We start from the raw sequence: 17,946 nt of genomic DNA, 5'->3' as shown, positions 1-17,946 counted from the left end.
ACGCGCGGAATCATTGGTTCAGCTGCTTGGGCGCGATCTGCTCGCCCTCGCTCTGGCCCTGGCTGTCCGGCGCCTTCTGGCTCCGGACGTCCGGGTTGCCCATATCGGGCCGCGGCTTCATGCCCTGGGGCTGCGTCTGGCCGTGCGGGCCGGTCTCCGAGGCCGGCGACGTGGCGCCGGGGCCCTCGATCCCGCGCTCGGCGAGGCGGTTGTCGTACCGGAGCCGCTTGTAGTTCTCTTCCGCCTCCGCGCCGGAGGCGCCGCCCTGCGCGTCGATCTTCACCATCTCGCCGACGCACATCTGATCGGGCCGGGGGCACATGCCGATGATCCGGTCGTAGAGGCCCTTCATGTAGGACTTGTAGAACCGCGCCGGTTCGGCCTCGCTCGGCTCCTCGAGCTTCAGGTAGGCCTCCTGGGTGAGCTCGCCGCCCTCGGCCTTGGCCTTGGCGATCCACTGGTCGAACTTGTCGTTGGCCAGGCCGTGGAACTTGAAGAACATGTTCGAGAAGCCGGCGCCGCTGTAATGCGCCGAGCGGCCCTCCCAGGCGCCCTCCCGGTTGATCACCGCGTGGAGCTGGGTCTGCATGCCCGGCATGGCGTAGACCATGCCGGCGAGGGTCGGCACGTAGAACGTGTTCATCACGTCGGTGGCGGTGATCTTGAAGCGGATCGGCCGGTCCACCGGCGCGGCCAGCTCGTTGACCGTGGCGATCCCGTATTGCGGGTAGAGGAACAGCCACTTCCAATCCATGGCCACCGCCTCGACCTCCAGCGGCACCGTGCCGGCCGGGACGTCGCGCTTCGTGTCGATCTTGCTGAGCGGCCGGAACGGATCGAGGGTGTGTGTCCCGATCCAGGTCAGGGCACCCAGCGCGATGATGATCATCAGCGGCGCCGTCCAGATCAGCACCTCGAGCTGCGTCGAGTGGTGCCACTCGGGATCGTAGACCGCGTCCTCGTTCGTGGCGCGGTAGCGCCACGCGAAGATCAGCGTGAAGGCGATCACCGGGACGATAATCAGGAGCATCAGCCCGGTCGCCGCCAGCACGAGGTTGCGCTGCTGCTCGGCCACGTAGCCGGCCGGCTGCATGACCACGAAGTTGCAGCCGCCGAGCAGGGTCAGGAGCGGCAGGGTCAGGAGCGGCAGGAGGCGCCGCCCGCGGTCGCCTCGGCGGGTCGCGGTGTCGGTCCTGTCCGGTCGATGGGTCGTAGAGGTCACAGCACGCGTCTCGTCATCCCAGGCCGCTTGCGCGGCGCTTCTGCCGTGCCGCGCGAGGCGGCGTTCCTGTCAGCGATGGGCGGATCGGGCGGCCTGCGCCGCCGCCCGCCGACTACATCTGGCGCAGTTCCGACCGGTCGGTGAACAAGGCCACGAGGCTGCAGACCGCGCCGGAGAGGAGGTAGACGCCGATCATCGCCAAGCCGTAGCGCTGCGACAGGAACAGGGCCACGAGCGGCGCGAAGCCGGCCCCGATCAGCCACGCGAAGTCGGAGGTGAGCGCGGCGCCGGTGTAGCGGTAGCGGTTGCCCAGCCGGGCCGTCACGGCGCCCGCGGTCTGGCCATAGGCGAGCCCGAGCAGCATGAAGCCGATCGTGACGTAGATCGTCTGGCCGATGGCGCTCTCGCCGAACAGGAGCGGCGCGATGATGCTGCCGATGGCGAAGAAGCCGATCAGCGAGGCGCTCATGATCAGGGCGTTGCGGCGGCCGATCTGGTCGGCGATCAGACCGGAGGCGGCGACCGCGCCGGCGCAGACGATGGCCCCGGAGAACTGCACGATCAGGAACTCGCCGGGCGAGCGGGTGGTGCTGTTCAGCGCCAGCCACGCGATCGGGAAGATCGTCACGAGGTGGAACAGCGCGAAGGCCGCGAGCGGCACGAAGGCGCCGCGGATCACGTCGCCCGCATGGTGGCGGAACAGCTCGAGGGCCGGGACCGGACGCAGCCGGTCGAGGTCCATCATCCGGGCGAATTCCTCGGTGGCGACGAGGCGCAGCCGGGCGAACAGGGCGACCACGTTGATGGTGAAGGCGCAGTAGAACGGGAAGCGCCAGCCCCAGTCGATGAAGTCCGCCTCGTCGAGGTTGACGATGAAGAACGCGAACAGGGCGCTGGCCACCATGAAGCCCAGCGGCGCACCGAGCTGCGGGATCATCGCGTACCAGCCGCGGCGCTCCCGCGGGGCGTTCATGGCGAGCAGCGAGGCGAGGCCGTCCCAGGCGCCGCCCAGCGCGAGGCCCTGCAGGATCCGCAGGCCGGCCAGGATGTAGACCGACGCGATGCCGATGCTGTCGTAGCGCGGCAGGAAGCTCACCGCCGCCGTCGAGCCGCCCAGCAGGAACAGGGCCGTGGTGAGCTTGACGCTGCGCCCGTGGCGCCGGTCGATCGCCATGAACAGCACCGTGCCGAGCGGCCGGGCGATGAAGGCGAGGGCGAAGATCGAGAAGGCGTAGAGCGTGCCCTTCAGCGGGTCGACGAAGGGGAAGAACACCTTCGGGAAGACCAGCACGCAGGCGATGCCGAAGACGAAGAAGTCGAAGTATTCGGACGCGCGTCCGATCACCACACCGATGGCGATCTCGTTGGGATGGACCTTGTGGTCTCCCATCGCCTGCTGGGCGTCGCGCTCCAGGATCGTGGCCGAGGCCATTGGGGTATTCGAACTCATTGTTGGCTGCCGCCCTCGCCGCGCGCCTATGGGGTCGCCTTGGCCGGAACCGCCTCATGCGGCATGTCCAGAGGTATCGCAACCGGCTCCGGACGCAAGTTCACCCACTGACGCATGCATAGCACCGGTGGTCGCGGCCATCGGCGGCGCCACGGGGCGTGGACCGCTCACACCCGGTAATGCGCCGAATTCCGTGACAGGTTGATGTTGTAATAGGGGTCGGCGCGCAGCTCGGGACCCCAGCGGTCCAGCATGGTCAGCACCTCGCCCTCGAAGCGCTTCCGCTTCTCGGGCGTGTCCTCGGCCCCGCGGCTCTTCGACTCGTGGTGAATCAATCTGGCGAAGGGCGTCCAGACGATCCGGTAGCCGGCCCGGCGGATCTTCAGGCAGAGATCGACGTCGTTGAAGGCGACCTTCAGGGCCTCGGCGTCGAAGCCTCCGACCGCCGCGAAGACATCGGCCCGCATGGCGAGGCACGCGCCGGTGACCGCCGAGACCTCGTGGGCGATGACCATGCGGCAGAAATAGCCCGGATCCGCGTCCGCGACGCCGAGATGGCTGTGGCCCGCGACGCCGCCGATCCCGAGGACGATGCCGCCGTGCTGGATCGTGTGGTCCGGATAGAGGAGCTTCGCCCCGACGGCCCCGATCTCCGGCCGCACCGCGTGGCGGACCAGCTCGGCGAGCCAGCCGGGCTCGAGCACCTCGATGTCGTTGTTGAGGAACAGGAGCACCGGGCCGGTGGCCGCGGCGGCGCCGCGGTTCGACAGGTCCGAGAAGTTGAAGGCGCCCGCTACCGGCACGACGCGCACCCGCGGATCGTCCCGGTAGCGGGCGAACAGGGCGGCGGTCTCGGGCTCGCGGCTGTCGTTGTCGACGATGATCACCTCGATGTCGGGGTAGTCGGTCGCGCCGAGCAAGCCGTCGAGGGTCACCGACAGGATCTCGGCCCGGTCCCGGGTCGGGATGATCGCGGAGACCCGCGGCGGCGGCGCCGGCAGCGGCCGGATCAGGCGGTTGAAGCCCCCGGGACCGCGCTCCGCCCGGCCGCCCCAGGGGGCCACGACCTCCTCCAGGGCGCGCAGGCGCGCGGCCTCCGCCCGGGCGAGGGACCGGTCGGAGAAGGTGCCGGAGCCCTGCGCGGCGCGCCAGTGATAGAGCACCCGCGGGATGTGGCGGATGCGGCCGGGATCGAGCCCGTCGGTGAGTCGCAGCAGCAGGTCGTGGTCCTGGCTGCCCTCGAAGCCCGGACGCAGGCCGCCGACGGCGCGCAGCGCCTCGGTGCGCACGACCGTGAGATGGTTGATGTAGTTCTGGGCGTAGAGCAGCTCGCGGTCGAAGCACGCCTTGAAATGCGGGTCGAACCGGCGGCCGCGCCCGTCGATCTTGTCCTCGTCGCTGTAGATCAGCACGAGGTCCGGATCGCGGCGCAGCGCCCGGGCGACCTCGTAGAGGGCGTCCTCGGTGAGCGCGTCGTCGTGGTCCATGAAGGCGCAGACCGCGCCCCGGGCCATGCCCAGCGCGTCGTTGGTCGCCCGGGCGATGTGGCCGTTCTCCGGCCGGGTGAGGACGCGGATGCGCGGGTCGGCCTCGGCCGCACGGCTCAGGATCCGCGGGATCTCGGGGCGCGTGGAGGCGTCGTCGACGGCGCACAATTCCCAGTGGGGATAGAGCTGCGCGCGCAGCGACGCCAGGGCCGCCCGCAGCACCTTCGGGTCGGGATTGTGGACCGGCATCAGCACGGAGATCAGCGGCGGATCGGTCCAGGCGGCGATCTCGGCGGCGATCCCGTCCCGCTCCGCACGGCGCAGGCTGTGGGTTCCGAGCCACGCCTCGTAGCCGCTGACGCGCCGGTGGCGCAGCGCCCGGCCGAGGAAGCCACGGGCGCGCACCTTCTTGCCGAGGATCCGCCAGGCGAGCGCCTGGGCGGTCAGGCCGGGATCGCGCAGGAGACCGCGCGCGGCCAGGATTGGCCGGGCGAGACGATGCACGGCGATCCGACGCAGCCGGACCGGGACCCGTCCCGCCGGATCGGCGACGCGCAACGCGACGACGTCCTCGGGCAGGCGGCCGATCCACGCGAAGGCGCCCCCGCCCCGGGCCTCCTGGGGCAGCACCGTGCCCGGGCGTCCGTCCGGTCCGACGAAGCTGATGTCCGGGAGGGTGTCGCGGCCCTCGGCCGGGTCGTTGGACAGGACGATCTCGACCCAGCGGCCCGCGAGGCCCGGGAGGGCGACGCGCAGGCCGTCCGAGGCCGCCCGCGCCGCGAGGTCGCGCCGCTTGCGCCAGAGCCCCGTGAGCTGCGCCGGCAGGGGCTGGAATTCGGGCACCTCCGCCCCGGACGCAGGCACCCTCAACTCCAGCTCTTGTCGACCGAGGCCTTCACGGCATCCGACATGGCGACATCGAAGACGATCATGTCTTCCACCGCCTTGACGGCCTTCAGGCGCTCGGCGAGCGCCATCGTCTCGGCCGGCACCGGGGGCAGGGCCGGGATCGGCTTGGCGATCCCCAGGCGGTCGAACAGCGTCGATGCGAAGGCGGGGAACCGGGATTTGTGCCCGACGATCCCGACGCGGGCGAGAATCTCGATCGCCGCGATGGAGTTGCCCGGATGCAGCCGGTCGTCCGGCATGCGGGTCCCGAGTTGGCGGGTCAGCGGATTGTAGAGCAGCCGGTAGGCGGGTTCGGGCAGCATGCGGAAGAAGCGCTTGAGGCTCTTCACGTCGGAGAAGTCGTACCCCTCCGCGAAGGCGGCGGCCTCGGCGAGCGGGCCCAGGCGCCAGCTGCGTGCGGGATCGGCGGCATCCCCGGCCCGAGCCTTCAGCCAGCGCATCCGGGTCGCCATCTCGATCTGCGGCTCCTGCAGCAGGATGGCGGTGATCATCAGGTCCGGCGTCAGGAAGTTCTCGTAGCGCGGGACGGTCACGGCGCCGGACAGGAAGGCCGACGGGGCGGCCGGGCCGGTCAGGACGCAGGTGAGAATCTCGTCCGGCAGCTTATGGATGCCGAAATAGCAATGCTGGAAATGCGGGAAGAGCGCCGTCTGGAGGACGGTCTCGGGCTCGATGCTGGTGTTGATCAGCATGGTCCGCAGCCGCACCAGCCCCTCGGGCGGCATGCGGCGATAGACCATCACGTTGGTGTCGGCATCGTACAATTCGAGCCGCGGGATCTCCGTCAGCCCCGGCACCTCCGCCTCCGTGACCACGAAGGTGCATTGCCCGGTGGCATGCCACCCGTTGCGCTTGAAGGCCTCGTCGATGACGCTGGCCGGGACCTCGGCCACGCGTCGTCCGTCGACCGCGACCACGACCCGGCTGATGGCGAGGGGATTGTCCGGCACGATCCAGCCGCGGATCGCAACGCCCTGATCGTGGTCGATGAAGTAGCGCATGTCCTGAAGCGTGAGGCGGCGGCATGCCGGCGCCCTGTGTCCGCCATGTGTCGCGGCACGGCCTGATGCCGAGCGGCAGGGCCATAGCGCATTTTTCCGCCGGCGTGCACCAGGGCCGGCTTCGGCCTCGAACCGCATCCGAGCCGGTCGATTGAACCGGCCCGAAGATTTTTCCCGCAAACCCTTGCCCGCAAACCCTTGCCAGACATCACCGATGCAGTCCGGCCCCGTCGCGATCCGGTCGTCCGGTGCCCGGGCCGGGCGCGATCGATCCGATCCGCCATGCAGGTTCTGCTTGCGCCCTCGCCGGCCAGCCGCTATAGGCCCCGCCCACCGGAGCAAGAACGGCTCCGGCCCGGGCGCGTAGCTCAGCGGGAGAGCACTACCTTGACATGGTAGGGGTCACAGGTTCGATCCCTGTCGCGCCCACCATCTAACCGAGCGAGGTTGGATGGTTTTTTTGACCGAAGACGGTTTTCTACCGGGTCCCTCAGGTTCGGCGAATCTGAGGCGGGTTCAGCGGACATCAGCCGCAGGTTCGCGTGGCCACCGACCCGACCGTCTCCGAATTCCGGAAAGCCGCTGAGGTCACCGATCAGGAGATCGATGCTGCGGTCGACGCGGTGCCGGCCGACCTCGCTACCGACGCGTACCCGCTTGCGAAGGGTTGGAGCCTCGACCTCGTCGAGACCATCCGAACGCACGCCCATGCGGCCGATGCGCTCACCACCGACACGCCGGCCTGGACGCGCACCATGGTCCGGACCGCGATCCTGCTGGCGCACCCGGTGAACGGATGAGCGAGAGCGAGGCCGATCTGGATCGCGAAGCCACCGCCAATCGCCTGATGCAGCGCCTGAGCGGCTTCGCGCAGGGAATCGGGATGAGTGGCACGGACGCCCGCCAGATCATCGGCCGCGTGATCGCATCCGATCCGTCGGCCGGGGACGGGGAGCTGATGGCGAAGGCTCGCACCTGGATGCTGATCGCGCTGGGGTAGCGACCTGCCGACGGCCCCATCGCCGCGAGGCGCTCGGCCGCGTCAGGGCATTCGCCCACGCGTGATGGCGGCCTGTGTGGTTGAGCCGCCAGAAATCTGTCCGGCGGATATCCACCCGGCGCGGGCCTGACGAGGCGGCCCAGACGTTCGATCCGGAGACTTCAAGCAGGCGGCTTGCGGGTGCTTCGCGGCGGCACCGCCCGCTTCCGCACGCCGCGAGCCAAATCACGGAGCGTGGTCAGGCGTATCGGCGTTTCCGCTTCCGATCTTGCCAAGCCGACGCGATGCGGCATCGCGCGTCCACCAACGAAAACTGTGTTGCGGTGCGACAGAGATTGATTTCGACCCGGCGGGATCAGCAATGGACCGACAGCGTTCTCACTATTGCTGGCAAAGATTCGCGGAGCGTCGTCATGGGTCTCACCGCATTTGTTGTCTTCGTCGTCCCATGGGTGGTGCTGGCGGTGTATTTCACGCGCACCCCGACGGCCCTTCGCCTGGGGGCCGCGCCCGCTCCTTGGCGGCCGCTGCCGACCCACAGGGAGTTGGCACAGGCCCAGCGGCAGGCGACGCACCCGAACCACGGGCGCAATCCAGATCACGGCGGCATATTGAACCGGGACGGGCACGGTCCGGTGGATTTGCCGCGCGGTGGAGCGCTCGGTACGAGCGTGGAGCCCACCGAACCGGACGACAAGGTCAGTTAGCGTACCGCAGCGCGTGCGGCAGCATGCGATCACGAGGGCCGCGGACCCGCCACGCGCAGGCCACCGGCGTTTCGCTGAGCTGCGTCGCGTAGCGCAGCGAGCCCGCGCGGCCCCACGGACACCATCGGACCGCGCCGGAACAGCGTGGGGCGGACGAGCACCGCGCACAGGCCGAAGAAGCCGCGGGGGCGGCCGCAAACAACCCGGCGGCTCTCCAGGGCGAGCGATGGATCCCGACCACGGTCACGGCGATGCGCTCCCGTCTCCCTTCGGCCCTGTCCGACGATGCGAAACAGGGTCTCTCAGAGCGCAGGCGAAGCGTCCGGGCTTCCTGTCGCAGCGCCCACGGGGTCGGCCGCGCCGTCGGCAGGGATCGATGCCGTAGGGGTGTCCGGGCGGCGGCGCGTCCGGTTGCGTGTTTCGTCCGGCCGCACGCGATCAAGCGTCTGCGTCACCGCGTCCAGAGCGGACGAGGCGCCTGCCATGAGGGCGAGCGCCATCGCCGATCCGACCGAGGTCAGGAAGACGACCGTGGCGATGACTTGCGGAGCGGTCATGGCGCACCTGCGCGGGTGCATCGCGCTGACGATGGGCCCGGATGGCCGCGGCGGAGGCTGCGGCGGAGGCTTCGGCGTCGGATGAGCACGGGCCGTGGCGGAGCGGGGTCGCCCGCAGGCCGGACAGGCGCCCGCGTCATCGCGCCCCCAGGAGCAGGCGGTCCAAACCCGAGGAGAACCTCAACTCGATCCTCCGGCCATCGCGCCCGACGACTTCGCACGGCTGGTTCAGGAGCAGGGCGATCGAGATCAGTCGCAGGGTGTGCGGCGGCATCGCCTCCGGATGAAGCTCGATCATCGCACCGGATGCCCTGAGCTCCCAGATGAGACAATCGCAGCATTCCAGCGGGCGCCCGAAGAAGATCTGCCCGGTCTTGAAGGCAGGCCTCCAGGGCTCGTCCAAGCGCTCCTCGGCCATCGTGACCTCCTGACGAACCAGCCATCGCGTCCTGCGACGATCTGTATTCGCGTTCATTCCCCGCGCGATTTCGGTATCAAACGTCACATCCGGCAGCACGGCAGCGGCCTCGGGGCGCAGGCCCACCGGGTCCGTTCGACGGCACCCGGCCGCGCGGATCCGGGCCGGGCGCGTCCCGCGCGGTCGAGCCTGCGGCGGGGGCCTCGATCGCCAGGGCCGGATCCCACGGGGCGGCGGAGCCCATCGTGTTAACATTCTACAATCGGCCAGCAGCGCATTTAATTGTTTGTTAACTATTCTAAACAGTCTAGGCGGATCGGAATTGGATCGAGAGGGAGCAGAGGATCCGTGAGCGAGCTGCAGAGGCTTCTGAACGACCCTCGGTTTCGACCCGCAGACAAGACCCAGCGCGACTCCGGCGCCGGGCCCGAAACCAACCTCGGCAACGTCCTGCGCGTCGTCTCGTCGCTGCACGCACGGGCCGAGCTTCAGAAGCCGCCGGCCTCGCCGCAGGATTGGGACGCCCTCATCCTCCGGGTCCAGGCCGCAGCCCGCCAGGCCCGCGAGATCGAGGCGCAGGCCCGTGAGCGGGAGGCGCGCATCGAACAGGTGCTGGATCAGGTGCGTGAGGAGATCCACGCCTCCAACGAGCGCGCCCGGACGGCGGAGATGCAGGCCCGCGAGGCACAGGTGCGCGCCGAGGCCCAGGTCCTCGCCGCGGAGGAACGCGCCAGGGCCGCCGAGGCCCGCGTCCGCGCCGCCGAGGACCGGGCGCGGCAGGCCGAGGAATGGCTGGAACGCGTCCAGCAGGCGATCCTGTCCGAATTCTCGGACCTCACCGATCAGGAGGCGGCATGAGCGGCGCCGCCCGGGCGCGGGCCGAGACGATGGAGTCCCATCCCCTGACCTACCCGGTCGGGCCTCGCGACGGCGACGCCGCGCCGATCGACCGGGTCGTCGCCCTGTTCTCCGGCGCCGCTTCGGCCGGGCCCGCGGCCGAAGCGGAGGCGGATGACTGGTCGGCCTCCCTGACCGCCGTGCGCGGCGTGGCAGCGCGGGTCCGCGGCCTGCAGGCGAGCGCCCGCGAGTCCGTCCGGGAGGCGCAGCATTCGGTGCGCGCGGCCGAAACGGCACGCCGCGCCGCGGAGGACCGGGCCCGCCACGCTGAATCACTGCTGCGGGCGGCACTCGAGCGGGCCGAGCAGGCCGAGGCGCAGGCCCGTGCGGCGGCCGAACGGGCCGAACGGGCCGAGGCCGAGCGAACGGAAGCGCGGGGGTGGCTGCGCCGGATGCACGAGTGCATGGTCAACGAATTCGGCGCCCTGTCCGAGGCCGCGGATCAGCCGTGAGCCGGCGCGCAGCGGCCCCCCGGCGTCCCGGCGGGCGCGACAGGCGCGGCCGGACGACGCGGTTGCCGGCGGGGCCGTGACACCGACCGCAGGCTGCGCCCAGCCCTAGGCACCATCCGGCCGTGAGACACGGCGATGTCCGGTTGCAGATCCCGGACGCAGGCGTCGGACAGGCGCGGCGACAGGCCGTCTCCGGCGCGATCCACGACGGGCGTGATCTCGGGGAGAGGCCGCCCCGCGACGGAGCGCACGAACGTGGCCGGCCCGGCCTGGGGATCGCGTCGGCCTGGGGATCGCGCGGGTTGATGCAGTCGTGAGCCGGCCTCCGGTCCGTCGCTCCGCGGATCCGTCCTCGAACAGCCGTGCGACATCCCGATGCGGAGCGCCACGGCCGCAGATTCCGCCCGGACGGGGAGGCCCGACCGCGCAGTCGGTGACTGGAGCGGTGCAGCGCATGCAGATTTTGGCGCGGCCTCTTCAATATGACCGGCAACCTTAAGCTCACGAAAACAACTTTCGGACCAAAAGAGCCTGACCTCGTCGTCTCGACCTCGTCCGCCTGGCAGGATCGCCGTGACCCTCAGCCTCGTCCTCAGCACGTCCCTTCCGCTTCTCACCGGGGCGGTGGCCCTGTTGTGGGCCGGGTTCGTCGCCCCGGAGCGGGAGGAGCGTCCCGACGGGCCCGGCGCCCGCGACCTGCGCACGTGGTGAGCGGCGGGCGCCGGCCGAACACCGCCTGAGAGGCCCGCGGCCCCGTCCCGGATCGCTTCCGCGGGGGGCGTCCGGCGGGCTATGACGCGGCGGATGCCCTCGCGGCGAGGGCCGGTCACGGAGGCTCCCCATGGATCTCGGCTTGAGCGGGCGCCGGGCGCTCGTCTGCGCGGCGAGCAAGGGACTGGGCAGGGGCTGCGCCCTGGCGCTGGCCCGCGAGGGCGTCGCGGTGACGATCACGGCCCGCAACGCGGAGCTCCTGGAGCGGACCGCCGGGGAGATCCGCAGCGAGACCGGGGTCACCGTCACCGCCGTCGCGGGCGACATCGCCACCGAGGCCGGCCGGGCCGCGGCGCTCGCCGCCTGCCCCGAGCCCGACATCCTGATCAACAATGCCGGCGGGCCGCCCCCCGGCGACTTCCGCGACTGGGACCGCGACGCCTGGATCCGGGCGCTCGACGCCAACATGCTGGCGCCGATCGCCCTGATCCAGGCGACCGTCGACGGGATGATCGCCCGCAAGTTCGGCCGGATCGTCAACATCACATCCGGCGCCGTGAAGGCGCCGATCGAGCATCTCGGCCTGTCGAACGGCGCCCGATCGGGGCTGACGGGCTTCGTGGCCGGCCTCGCCCGGCAGACGGTGCGGCACGGGGTGACCATCAACAACCTGCTGCCCGGCCCCTTCGACACGGACCGGATCCGCAGCAACGCCGCAGCCGGCGCCGCCAAGGCGGGCACCACCGTGGAGGCGTTCCTGGAGGCGCGGGCGCGCGCCAACCCCGCCGGCCGGTTCGGGCACCCCGACGAGTTCGGCGCCGCCTGCGCGTTCCTGTGCAGCCGGCAGGCGGGGTTCATCACCGGCCAGAACCTGCTGATGGACGGCGGCGCCTATCCCGGCACGTTCTGACGGGCGGGGGCCCGACCGGGCCCTCCGCTTGCATCGACGGCCCGCAACATCGCGCGGTGAGGATCATGAGCGTACGCGAGACCGTCGAGGCGCGGCTGGCCCGCATCGGGGAGGGGGACGAGGCGGTCTTCACCCGGCTCTACGCCGCCGAGGCCCGCGCGGCGGCGGACGCCGCCGACGCCCGCCGCCGGGACGGGATCTCCCTCGGCCCCCTCGACGGCGCGATGGTCTCGATCAAGGACCTGTTCGACGTGGCGGGCGAGACGACGCGCGCCGGCTCGATCCTGCTGGCCGACGCGGCGCCGGCGCGGGCCGATGCCCCGGTGGTCGCCCGCCTGCGCCGGGCCGGCGCGGTGATCCTGGGCAAGACCAACATGTCCGAGTTCGCCTTCTCGGGGCTCGGGCTCAACCCGCATTACGGGACCCCCGGCAACGCCGCCGATCCGGCGCGCATCCCGGGGGGCTCGTCCTCGGGCGCCGGGGTCTCGGTGGGGCAGGGGACCAGCGACATCGCGATCGGGTCGGATACGGGGGGCTCCGTCCGGATCCCCGCCGCGCTGAACGGCGTCGTGGGCTTCAAGCCGACCGCCTGCCGCGTGCCGCTGGACGGGGCCTTCCCGCTCTCCTACGCCCTCGATTCGCTGGGTCCGCTCGCCCGGACGGTGGCGGAATGCGCGGCCGCCGACGCCGTGATGGCGGGCGCGGAGCCCGTGCCGCTGGAGGCGTTCCCCGTCGCGGGCCTGCGCGTCGGCGTGCCGCGGGGCCTGCTGTTCACCGAGACGGAGCCGCTCGTGGCCGAGGCCTTCGAGCGCGCGCTGGCCTGCCTGTCCCGGGCTGGCGCCCGAATCGTCGACCACCCGATCGACGATCTCCTCGCCGCGATGGACGCGGCCATGCCGGACGGCTCTATCGCGGCGATCGAGGCCGCGGCGATCCATGCCGACTGGCTGGACAGCGCGGCGTCCCGCTACGACCCGCGGGTCCACCGCCGCATCCTGGCCGGCCGGACCGCGACGGCGGCGCGCTACGTCCGGACGATGCGCCGGCGGGCCGAACTGATCACCACCTTCGACCGGGTTCTCGCCCCCCTCGACGTGCTGGCCCTCCCGGCGACCGCCACCACGGCGCCGCTCACCGCCCCGCTGGAGGCGGACGACGCGGCGTTCCTGAACGCCAATCGCCTGATGCTGCGCAACACGGCCTTCGGCAATTTCTTCGATCTGACCGGGCTGTCGCTGCCGATGCCGGATCTCGCCCGGCCGGCGGGGCTGATGCTGCTCGCCCGCCACGGGCAGGACCGCCGCCTCCTGGCCCTCGGCGCCGGCATCGAGGCGGCGCTGGCGGGGTAGGGCGCTCCGCGCCGCTCCCGTCATCGCGAGCGCAGCGAAGCGACCCAGGGCAGCGTGACCCCGGTGGACGTGGCGCGACCCTGGATTGCTTCGCTGCGCTCGCAAAGACGGCCACCGTCCATCGGGAGCGCCCCCGCATCCGGACACACTATCGCGGCCCCGCGCGCTGCGCCGCCGGGGGCATGGCCCAAACCTCACGCCGCCGGGGTGACGCGGGACGCCGCGAAGCCCGAACGCAACGTTGCTAAAGCCGGCTTCCCGGCGGCTGAACCGGACCGACGCCCCGAGGCGCGTCACGGTGCATCGCGGCGGGCGTGGGTAGGAGCGGGCCCCGAACACCTCGAGCCGCGGTGCCGGCCGGCCCGGTCCCGCGCATTGCCGGATGGCGTCCCATCGTGCACCCTGGCGGCGATCCCGGCCCGAACCGCGTCCTCCGGGGCTCGACCGCGCCGGGAGACCGGGACCGCCCGCGCCGGGGGTGATCCCGATCAGGCCGACCGGCAGGGAGCCGTCGCATGAGCGCAGCCACGCCGTCGATCGTCGCGGACCGGGACGCCGGGTCCGGCGGAGGGATTCAGGAGGCGGTCCGGGCGATGCGCGTCGATCTGGCGGCCGCCTACCGGCTGATCCATCGGCTGGGCCTCGACGACAGCATCTACACCCACATCTCGGCGCGGCTGCCGGGGGACGGGCACCGGTTCCTGATCAATCCCTACGGGATGCGCTTCGAGGAGGTGACGCCGGAGAACCTCGTCACCGTCGATATCGACGGCCACGTGCTCGCGGACCCGATGGGGCTCGGCATCAATCCGGCCGGGTTCACGATCCACAGCGCCATCCACGCCGCCCGCGCCGACGCGATCTGCGTGCTGCACACCCACACGGTGGCGGGGGTCGCGGTCTCCTGTCAGGAGGAGGGGCTGCTGCCCCTGAACCAGTGGTCGATGCAGTTCACGGGGCGCGTCGCCTACCACGCCTATGAGGGCATCGCCCTCGATCTCGACGAGCGGCAGCGGCTGGTGGCCGATCTCGGCGACAAGCCCGTGATGGTGCTGCGCAACCACGGCCTGCTGACCTGCGGGCGCACGGTCGGCGAGGCGTTCCGGCTGATGCACAACATGGAGCGCTCGTGCCGGGCGCAGTTGGCGATCCAGGCGGCCGGCGCGCCGGTGATCCGGCCCTCCGCCGCCATCGCAACCAAGACCGCCGGGCAATACGCCGCCGGCTACGACCGCGTCGTCGTCCAGGGAGCGCCCGACAACGAATGGGCGGCGTTCAAGCGGATGCTGGCGCGGACCGATCCCGATGTCTTCGCGGCGGGGTGAGGCGCGACGTCGATCGGGTGGGATCCGCGCCCCCGCTTCCGGGCGGGCGGTTTCACCCGTATTCCGCCGGCCATCAAAGTCGTGAGCGACGAGTGCCTGTCCCCTCTCCCTCGTGAGGCGGAGCGCGCGGCGCCGGCCGTGTGACGTCGGTCGCTTCTGCGGGGGAGGGGGACGCGTCGCCCCTCGGCCCCCCCTCACCCCTCCGTCCAGGCCCCGCTCGACCGGTAGGTCTGCTTCAGGAACGCGATGAAGGCCCGGGTCTTGGCGGGCACGAAGGCGCGGCTCGGATAGACCGCGAAGATGCCCGCCGAGGCCGCGGCCGTGTAGGCGGGCAGCACCACCTCCAGGAGCCCGCCGCGCAGCTCCGCGTGCACGTCCCAGGTGGAGCGGAGCGCGATTCCGAGGCCGCCGATCACCGCCTCGCGCACCACCTCGTTGGAATGGGTGCGCAGGGGGCCCGACGCGGTGACCGTGCAGGGTCCTTCCGGTCCGATGAGCCGCCAGGGGTTCTGGTTCTCGGTGGCGAGGCACACATGGCCGCGCAGATCGTCCAGGGTCTGCGGTCGCCCCGCCGCATCGAGGTAGCTCGGCCGCGCGCACAGAACCCGCCGCACCGGCGCGAGGCGCACCGCCGTCAGTCCGGAACTCTCCAGCGCGCCCACCCGGATGGCGAGGTCGTAGCCGCGCTCGATGATGGATTCGAAATCGTCGCTCAGCTCCAGGTTCAGCACGAGGTCGGGGTGGAGGGCGAAGAAGGCCCCCAGATGCGGGACGATGTGCAGGCGCCCGAAGGAACTCGGCGCCGTCACCCGGAGCGTTCCCCGCGCCCGTGTGGCGTTCTGCGAGACAAGGCTTTCGGCCTCCGCGATGGCGTCGACGATCGGGGCGATCCGCTCGAAGAACGCCGCGCCGATATCGGTCGGCGCCAGCCGCCGCGTGGTGCGGTGCAGCAGGCGCACAGCGAGCCGCTCCTCCAGCCGCTTCAGCCGCTTCGAGACCACCGCCACCGACAGGCCGAGCTCCGACCCGGCCCGGGTCAGGCTGCCGGTTCGCACCACCCGGGCGAAGATCTCCAAGTCGCTCTGGTCGTTCATTCTCAACGCTGCGGAAAAAATCAAATCCCTTTTGCCGCCTTTTCGGCGGGTGCCAAGCGGTCTATCGCTGTGAGATCAAAAAAATTTCACGGGCCGTTCGACTTTTTCTGACGCACGGCGCCCCATTTCCCAGAGGATCGCATGTCGAATCTCGTCGTCGCCGAGGATCTCCGCACCTTCCTGTCCGAGGAGGCGCTGCCCGGAACCGGCCTCTCGGCCGACCGGTTCTGGTCGGGCTTCGCGGCGATCGTCCGCGACCTCGCACCGCACAATCGGGCGCTGCTCGACCGGCGCGACGGCCTCCAGGCCGACATCGATTCCTGGCACCGCGACCATCGCGGCCTGCCGCACGATCCGGCCGCCTACGCGGCCTACCTCACGCAGATCGGCTACCTGCAGCCGGAGCCCGACGCTGTGCGGGTGACCACCGAGAACGTGGACGCGGAGATCGCGCAGATCGCCGGGCCCCAGCTCGTCGTGCCGATCTCGAACGCCCGCTACGCGCTCAACGCCGCCAATGCCCGCTGGGGCAGCCTCTACGACGCCCTCTACGGCACCGACGCGATCCCGCAGGACGGCGACCTCGCCCCAGGCACCGGGTTCAACCCGGCCCGGGGCGCCGCCGTGGTGGCCAAGACCAAGGCCCTCCTCGACGCGACCGCCCCGCTGAGCGTCGGCTCCTGGGCGGATGCGGTGGGCTTCTCGGTGACGGGCGGCCGCCTCGCCGTTGCTCTCGGCGCCGGACGGAGCGCCGGCCTGACCGGCACGGCGGACCTCGCGGGCTATACCGGCGCCCCCGAGGCGCCGACCGCGCTCCTGCTGCGCCACAACGGCCTGCACGTCGAGATCGTCATCGACCGGACGAGCCCGATCGGCTGCACCGACCCCGCCGGCATCGCCGACGTGGTGCTGGAATCCGCCCTTTCGACCATCATGGACATGGAGGATTCGGTCGCCGCCGTGGACGCGGCCGACAAGGTCGCGGTCTATCGCAGCTGGCTCGGCCTGATGCGCGGCGACCTCGCGGCCACCCTGTCCAAGGGCGGCCGCACCGTCGAGCGGCGGCTTGCCGCGGACCGCACCTACACGGCGCCCGACGGGGGAAGCCTGACCCTGCCGGGGCGGTCGCTGATGCTGGTCCGGCATGTCGGCCATCACATGTACACCGACGCCGTGACCCTCGACGGCGCCGAGATCCCCGAGACGCTCCTCGACGCGGCGGTGACCGCGCTGATCGCCCTGCACGACCTGAACGGGACCGGCTCCTTGCGCAACAGCCGGACGGGCTCGGTCTACATGGTCAAGCCCAAGCTGCACGGCCCCGACGAGGTCGCCTTCGCGGTGGAGCTGTTCGGGCGGGTCGAGGCCCTCGTCGGGCTCGCGCCGCGGACGCTCAAGATCGGCGTGATGGACGAGGAGCGGCGCACGACGCTCAATCTGAAGGCGGCGATCGCCGCCGCGGCGGACCGGCTGTTCTTCATCAACACCGGCTTCCTCGACCGGACCGGGGACGAGATCCACACCTCCCTGGAGGCCGGTCCGGTGGTCCGCAAGGACGCGATGAAGGCGACCGCCTGGATCAAGGCCTACGAGGACGGGAACGTCGATGCCGGCCTCGCCTGCGGCCTGCCGGGCCACGCGCAGATCGGCAAGGGCATGTGGGCCGCCCCCGACCAGATGGCGGCGATGCTGGAGGCGAAGGGCGCCCACCCGGAAGCCGGCGCCAACACCGCCTGGGTGCCGTCGCCGACGGCGGCCACGCTCCACGCGCTGCACTACCACCGGACGGATGTCCGTGCCCGCCAGGCGGACCTGGCCGGCCGGGCGCCCGCCACCCGGGACGCCATGCTGACCCTGCCCCTCGCCGAGGGCGCCTTTGCGCCGGAGGCGATCCGGGAGGAGCTCGACAACAACTGCCAGGGGATCCTGGGCTACGTGGTCCGCTGGATCGACCAGGGCGTCGGCTGCTCGAAGGTGCCGGACATCCACGAGGTCGGCCTGATGGAGGACCGCGCCACCCTGCGGATCTCCAGCCAGCACATCGCCAACTGGCTGCGCCACGGGATCGTGGACCGGGCGCAGGTCGACGCGGCGTTGCGGCGGATGGCGGCGGTGGTCGACCGCCAGAACGCGGGCGATCCGGCCTACCGGCCGATGGCTCCGGGCTTCGACGGCCCGGCCTTCCGGGCCGCGGAGGCCCTGGTGTTCGAGGGTGCGCGCCAGCCCAACGGCTACACCGAGTTCGTGCTGCACCGGTTCCGCCGGGAGGCGAAGCGCCGGCAGGCCGACGGTCGGGCGGCCTGAGGCCGTCTCGCGGCCTGCGATCCGCCCGAGCGCGCCCCGATCCCGAGGCGCCGGAGCGCAGCGGGGGCCTCGCAGGAGGACTCGCAGAAGGCCTTCGGGGATCACCGCGTTTCCCCGCATCCGCCTTCGAGGCCGGGGAACGCGGGCGCCAGG

Annotated in this window: 17 protein-coding genes and 1 tRNA gene; 11 read left to right on the top strand and 7 right to left on the bottom strand. The window is 71.5% G+C overall.

Features of this window, described 5'->3' with window-relative positions:
- Positions 1 to 10 precede the first annotated feature (10 nt).
- The 4 genes from cyoA to GGQ91_RS13485 form a co-directional block, all read right to left on the bottom strand.
- Positions 11 to 1,222 carry a ubiquinol oxidase subunit II gene (gene cyoA / locus GGQ91_RS13500; RefSeq protein WP_182592199.1) on the bottom strand — a complete coding sequence of 404 codons (1,212 nt, stop codon included), beginning with the start codon at positions 1,220 to 1,222 and terminating at the stop codon, positions 11 to 13.
- 112 nt (positions 1,223 to 1,334) lie between these two features.
- Entirely contained in the window at positions 1,335 to 2,672 is a 1,338-nt protein-coding gene (locus GGQ91_RS13495; protein ID WP_182592198.1) for an MFS transporter, read from the bottom strand.
- 167 nt (positions 2,673 to 2,839) lie between these two features.
- Positions 2,840 to 5,023, bottom strand: a complete 2,184-nt coding sequence (locus GGQ91_RS13490; RefSeq protein WP_100793955.1) for a glycosyltransferase family 2 protein — start codon at positions 5,021 to 5,023, stop codon at positions 2,840 to 2,842.
- A gap of 2 nt (positions 5,024 to 5,025) precedes the next feature.
- The gene (locus GGQ91_RS13485) at positions 5,026 to 6,069 is read right to left on the bottom strand and encodes a hypothetical protein (protein WP_182592197.1); all 1,044 of its coding nucleotides are present in this window, start codon (positions 6,067 to 6,069) and stop codon (positions 5,026 to 5,028) included.
- Positions 6,070 to 6,426: 357 nt separating this feature from the next.
- On the opposite strand from GGQ91_RS13485, the gene GGQ91_RS13480 reads away from it, so the two are divergent.
- The 4 genes from GGQ91_RS13480 (at position 6,427) to GGQ91_RS13465 (ending at position 7,776) form a co-directional block, all read left to right on the top strand.
- Positions 6,427 to 6,501: transfer RNA gene (locus GGQ91_RS13480), tRNA-Val, on the top strand.
- A 110-nt stretch (positions 6,502 to 6,611) separates the two neighbouring features.
- Positions 6,612 to 6,869: a hypothetical protein gene (locus GGQ91_RS13475; RefSeq protein ID WP_182592196.1), complete on the top strand. Its 258-nt coding sequence runs from the start codon at positions 6,612 to 6,614 to the stop codon at positions 6,867 to 6,869.
- Entirely contained in the window at positions 6,866 to 7,069 is a 204-nt protein-coding gene (locus GGQ91_RS13470) for a hypothetical protein (protein ID WP_182592195.1), read from the top strand. The genes GGQ91_RS13475 and GGQ91_RS13470 overlap by 4 nt, the downstream gene beginning before the upstream one ends.
- Before the next feature lie 413 nt (positions 7,070 to 7,482).
- Entirely contained in the window at positions 7,483 to 7,776 is a 294-nt protein-coding gene (locus GGQ91_RS13465) for a hypothetical protein (RefSeq protein ID WP_081948566.1), read from the top strand.
- Positions 7,777 to 8,078: 302 nt separating this feature from the next.
- Here the strand turns inward: GGQ91_RS13465 and GGQ91_RS13460 are convergent, their stop codons facing one another.
- Positions 8,079 to 8,333, bottom strand: coding sequence for a hypothetical protein (locus GGQ91_RS13460; protein WP_182592194.1), 255 nt, complete (start codon positions 8,331 to 8,333; stop codon positions 8,079 to 8,081).
- 136 nt (positions 8,334 to 8,469) lie between these two features.
- Positions 8,470 to 8,877, bottom strand: coding sequence for a hypothetical protein (locus GGQ91_RS13455; protein ID WP_246410692.1), 408 nt, complete (start codon positions 8,875 to 8,877; stop codon positions 8,470 to 8,472).
- 222 nt (positions 8,878 to 9,099) lie between these two features.
- Between GGQ91_RS13455 and GGQ91_RS13450 the strand changes: the two genes are divergently transcribed.
- The 6 genes from GGQ91_RS13450 (at position 9,100) to GGQ91_RS13425 (ending at position 14,395) form a co-directional block, all read left to right on the top strand.
- Positions 9,100 to 9,609, top strand: a complete 510-nt coding sequence (locus GGQ91_RS13450; RefSeq protein ID WP_043345988.1) for a hypothetical protein — start codon at positions 9,100 to 9,102, stop codon at positions 9,607 to 9,609.
- Positions 9,606 to 10,100 (top strand): hypothetical protein, encoded by a 495-nt coding sequence (locus GGQ91_RS13445; protein ID WP_043345986.1) that lies wholly within the window; start codon positions 9,606 to 9,608, stop codon positions 10,098 to 10,100. The genes GGQ91_RS13450 and GGQ91_RS13445 overlap by 4 nt, the downstream gene beginning before the upstream one ends.
- Before the next feature lie 573 nt (positions 10,101 to 10,673).
- The gene (locus tag GGQ91_RS13440; protein WP_164706393.1) at positions 10,674 to 10,811 is read left to right on the top strand and encodes a hypothetical protein; all 138 of its coding nucleotides are present in this window, start codon (positions 10,674 to 10,676) and stop codon (positions 10,809 to 10,811) included.
- 130 nt (positions 10,812 to 10,941) lie between these two features.
- Positions 10,942 to 11,721: an SDR family oxidoreductase gene (locus GGQ91_RS13435; protein WP_043379573.1), complete on the top strand. Its 780-nt coding sequence runs from the start codon at positions 10,942 to 10,944 to the stop codon at positions 11,719 to 11,721.
- Positions 11,722 to 11,786: 65 nt separating this feature from the next.
- Positions 11,787 to 13,070, top strand: a complete 1,284-nt coding sequence (locus tag GGQ91_RS13430) for an amidase (RefSeq protein ID WP_043379576.1) — start codon at positions 11,787 to 11,789, stop codon at positions 13,068 to 13,070.
- Positions 13,071 to 13,585: 515 nt separating this feature from the next.
- The gene (locus tag GGQ91_RS13425; protein WP_075380084.1) at positions 13,586 to 14,395 is read left to right on the top strand and encodes a class II aldolase/adducin family protein; all 810 of its coding nucleotides are present in this window, start codon (positions 13,586 to 13,588) and stop codon (positions 14,393 to 14,395) included.
- A gap of 194 nt (positions 14,396 to 14,589) precedes the next feature.
- Here the strand turns inward: GGQ91_RS13425 and GGQ91_RS13420 are convergent, their stop codons facing one another.
- The gene (locus GGQ91_RS13420; RefSeq protein ID WP_043379578.1) at positions 14,590 to 15,489 is read right to left on the bottom strand and encodes a LysR family transcriptional regulator; all 900 of its coding nucleotides are present in this window, start codon (positions 15,487 to 15,489) and stop codon (positions 14,590 to 14,592) included.
- Between the two features lie 141 nt (positions 15,490 to 15,630).
- Here GGQ91_RS13420 and GGQ91_RS13415 point away from each other — a divergent pair, with 141 nt between their 5' ends.
- The gene (locus GGQ91_RS13415) at positions 15,631 to 17,793 is read left to right on the top strand and encodes a malate synthase G (RefSeq protein WP_182592193.1); all 2,163 of its coding nucleotides are present in this window, start codon (positions 15,631 to 15,633) and stop codon (positions 17,791 to 17,793) included.
- Positions 17,794 to 17,946 lie beyond the last annotated feature (153 nt).

This window comes from Methylobacterium fujisawaense (genome assembly GCF_014138435.1).
In the GTDB taxonomy this organism is placed as follows: domain Bacteria; phylum Pseudomonadota; class Alphaproteobacteria; order Rhizobiales; family Beijerinckiaceae; genus Methylobacterium; species Methylobacterium fujisawaense.
The sequence above is the reverse complement of the archived record's forward strand: the minus strand, read 5'-3'. Positions and strand labels throughout refer to the sequence as shown.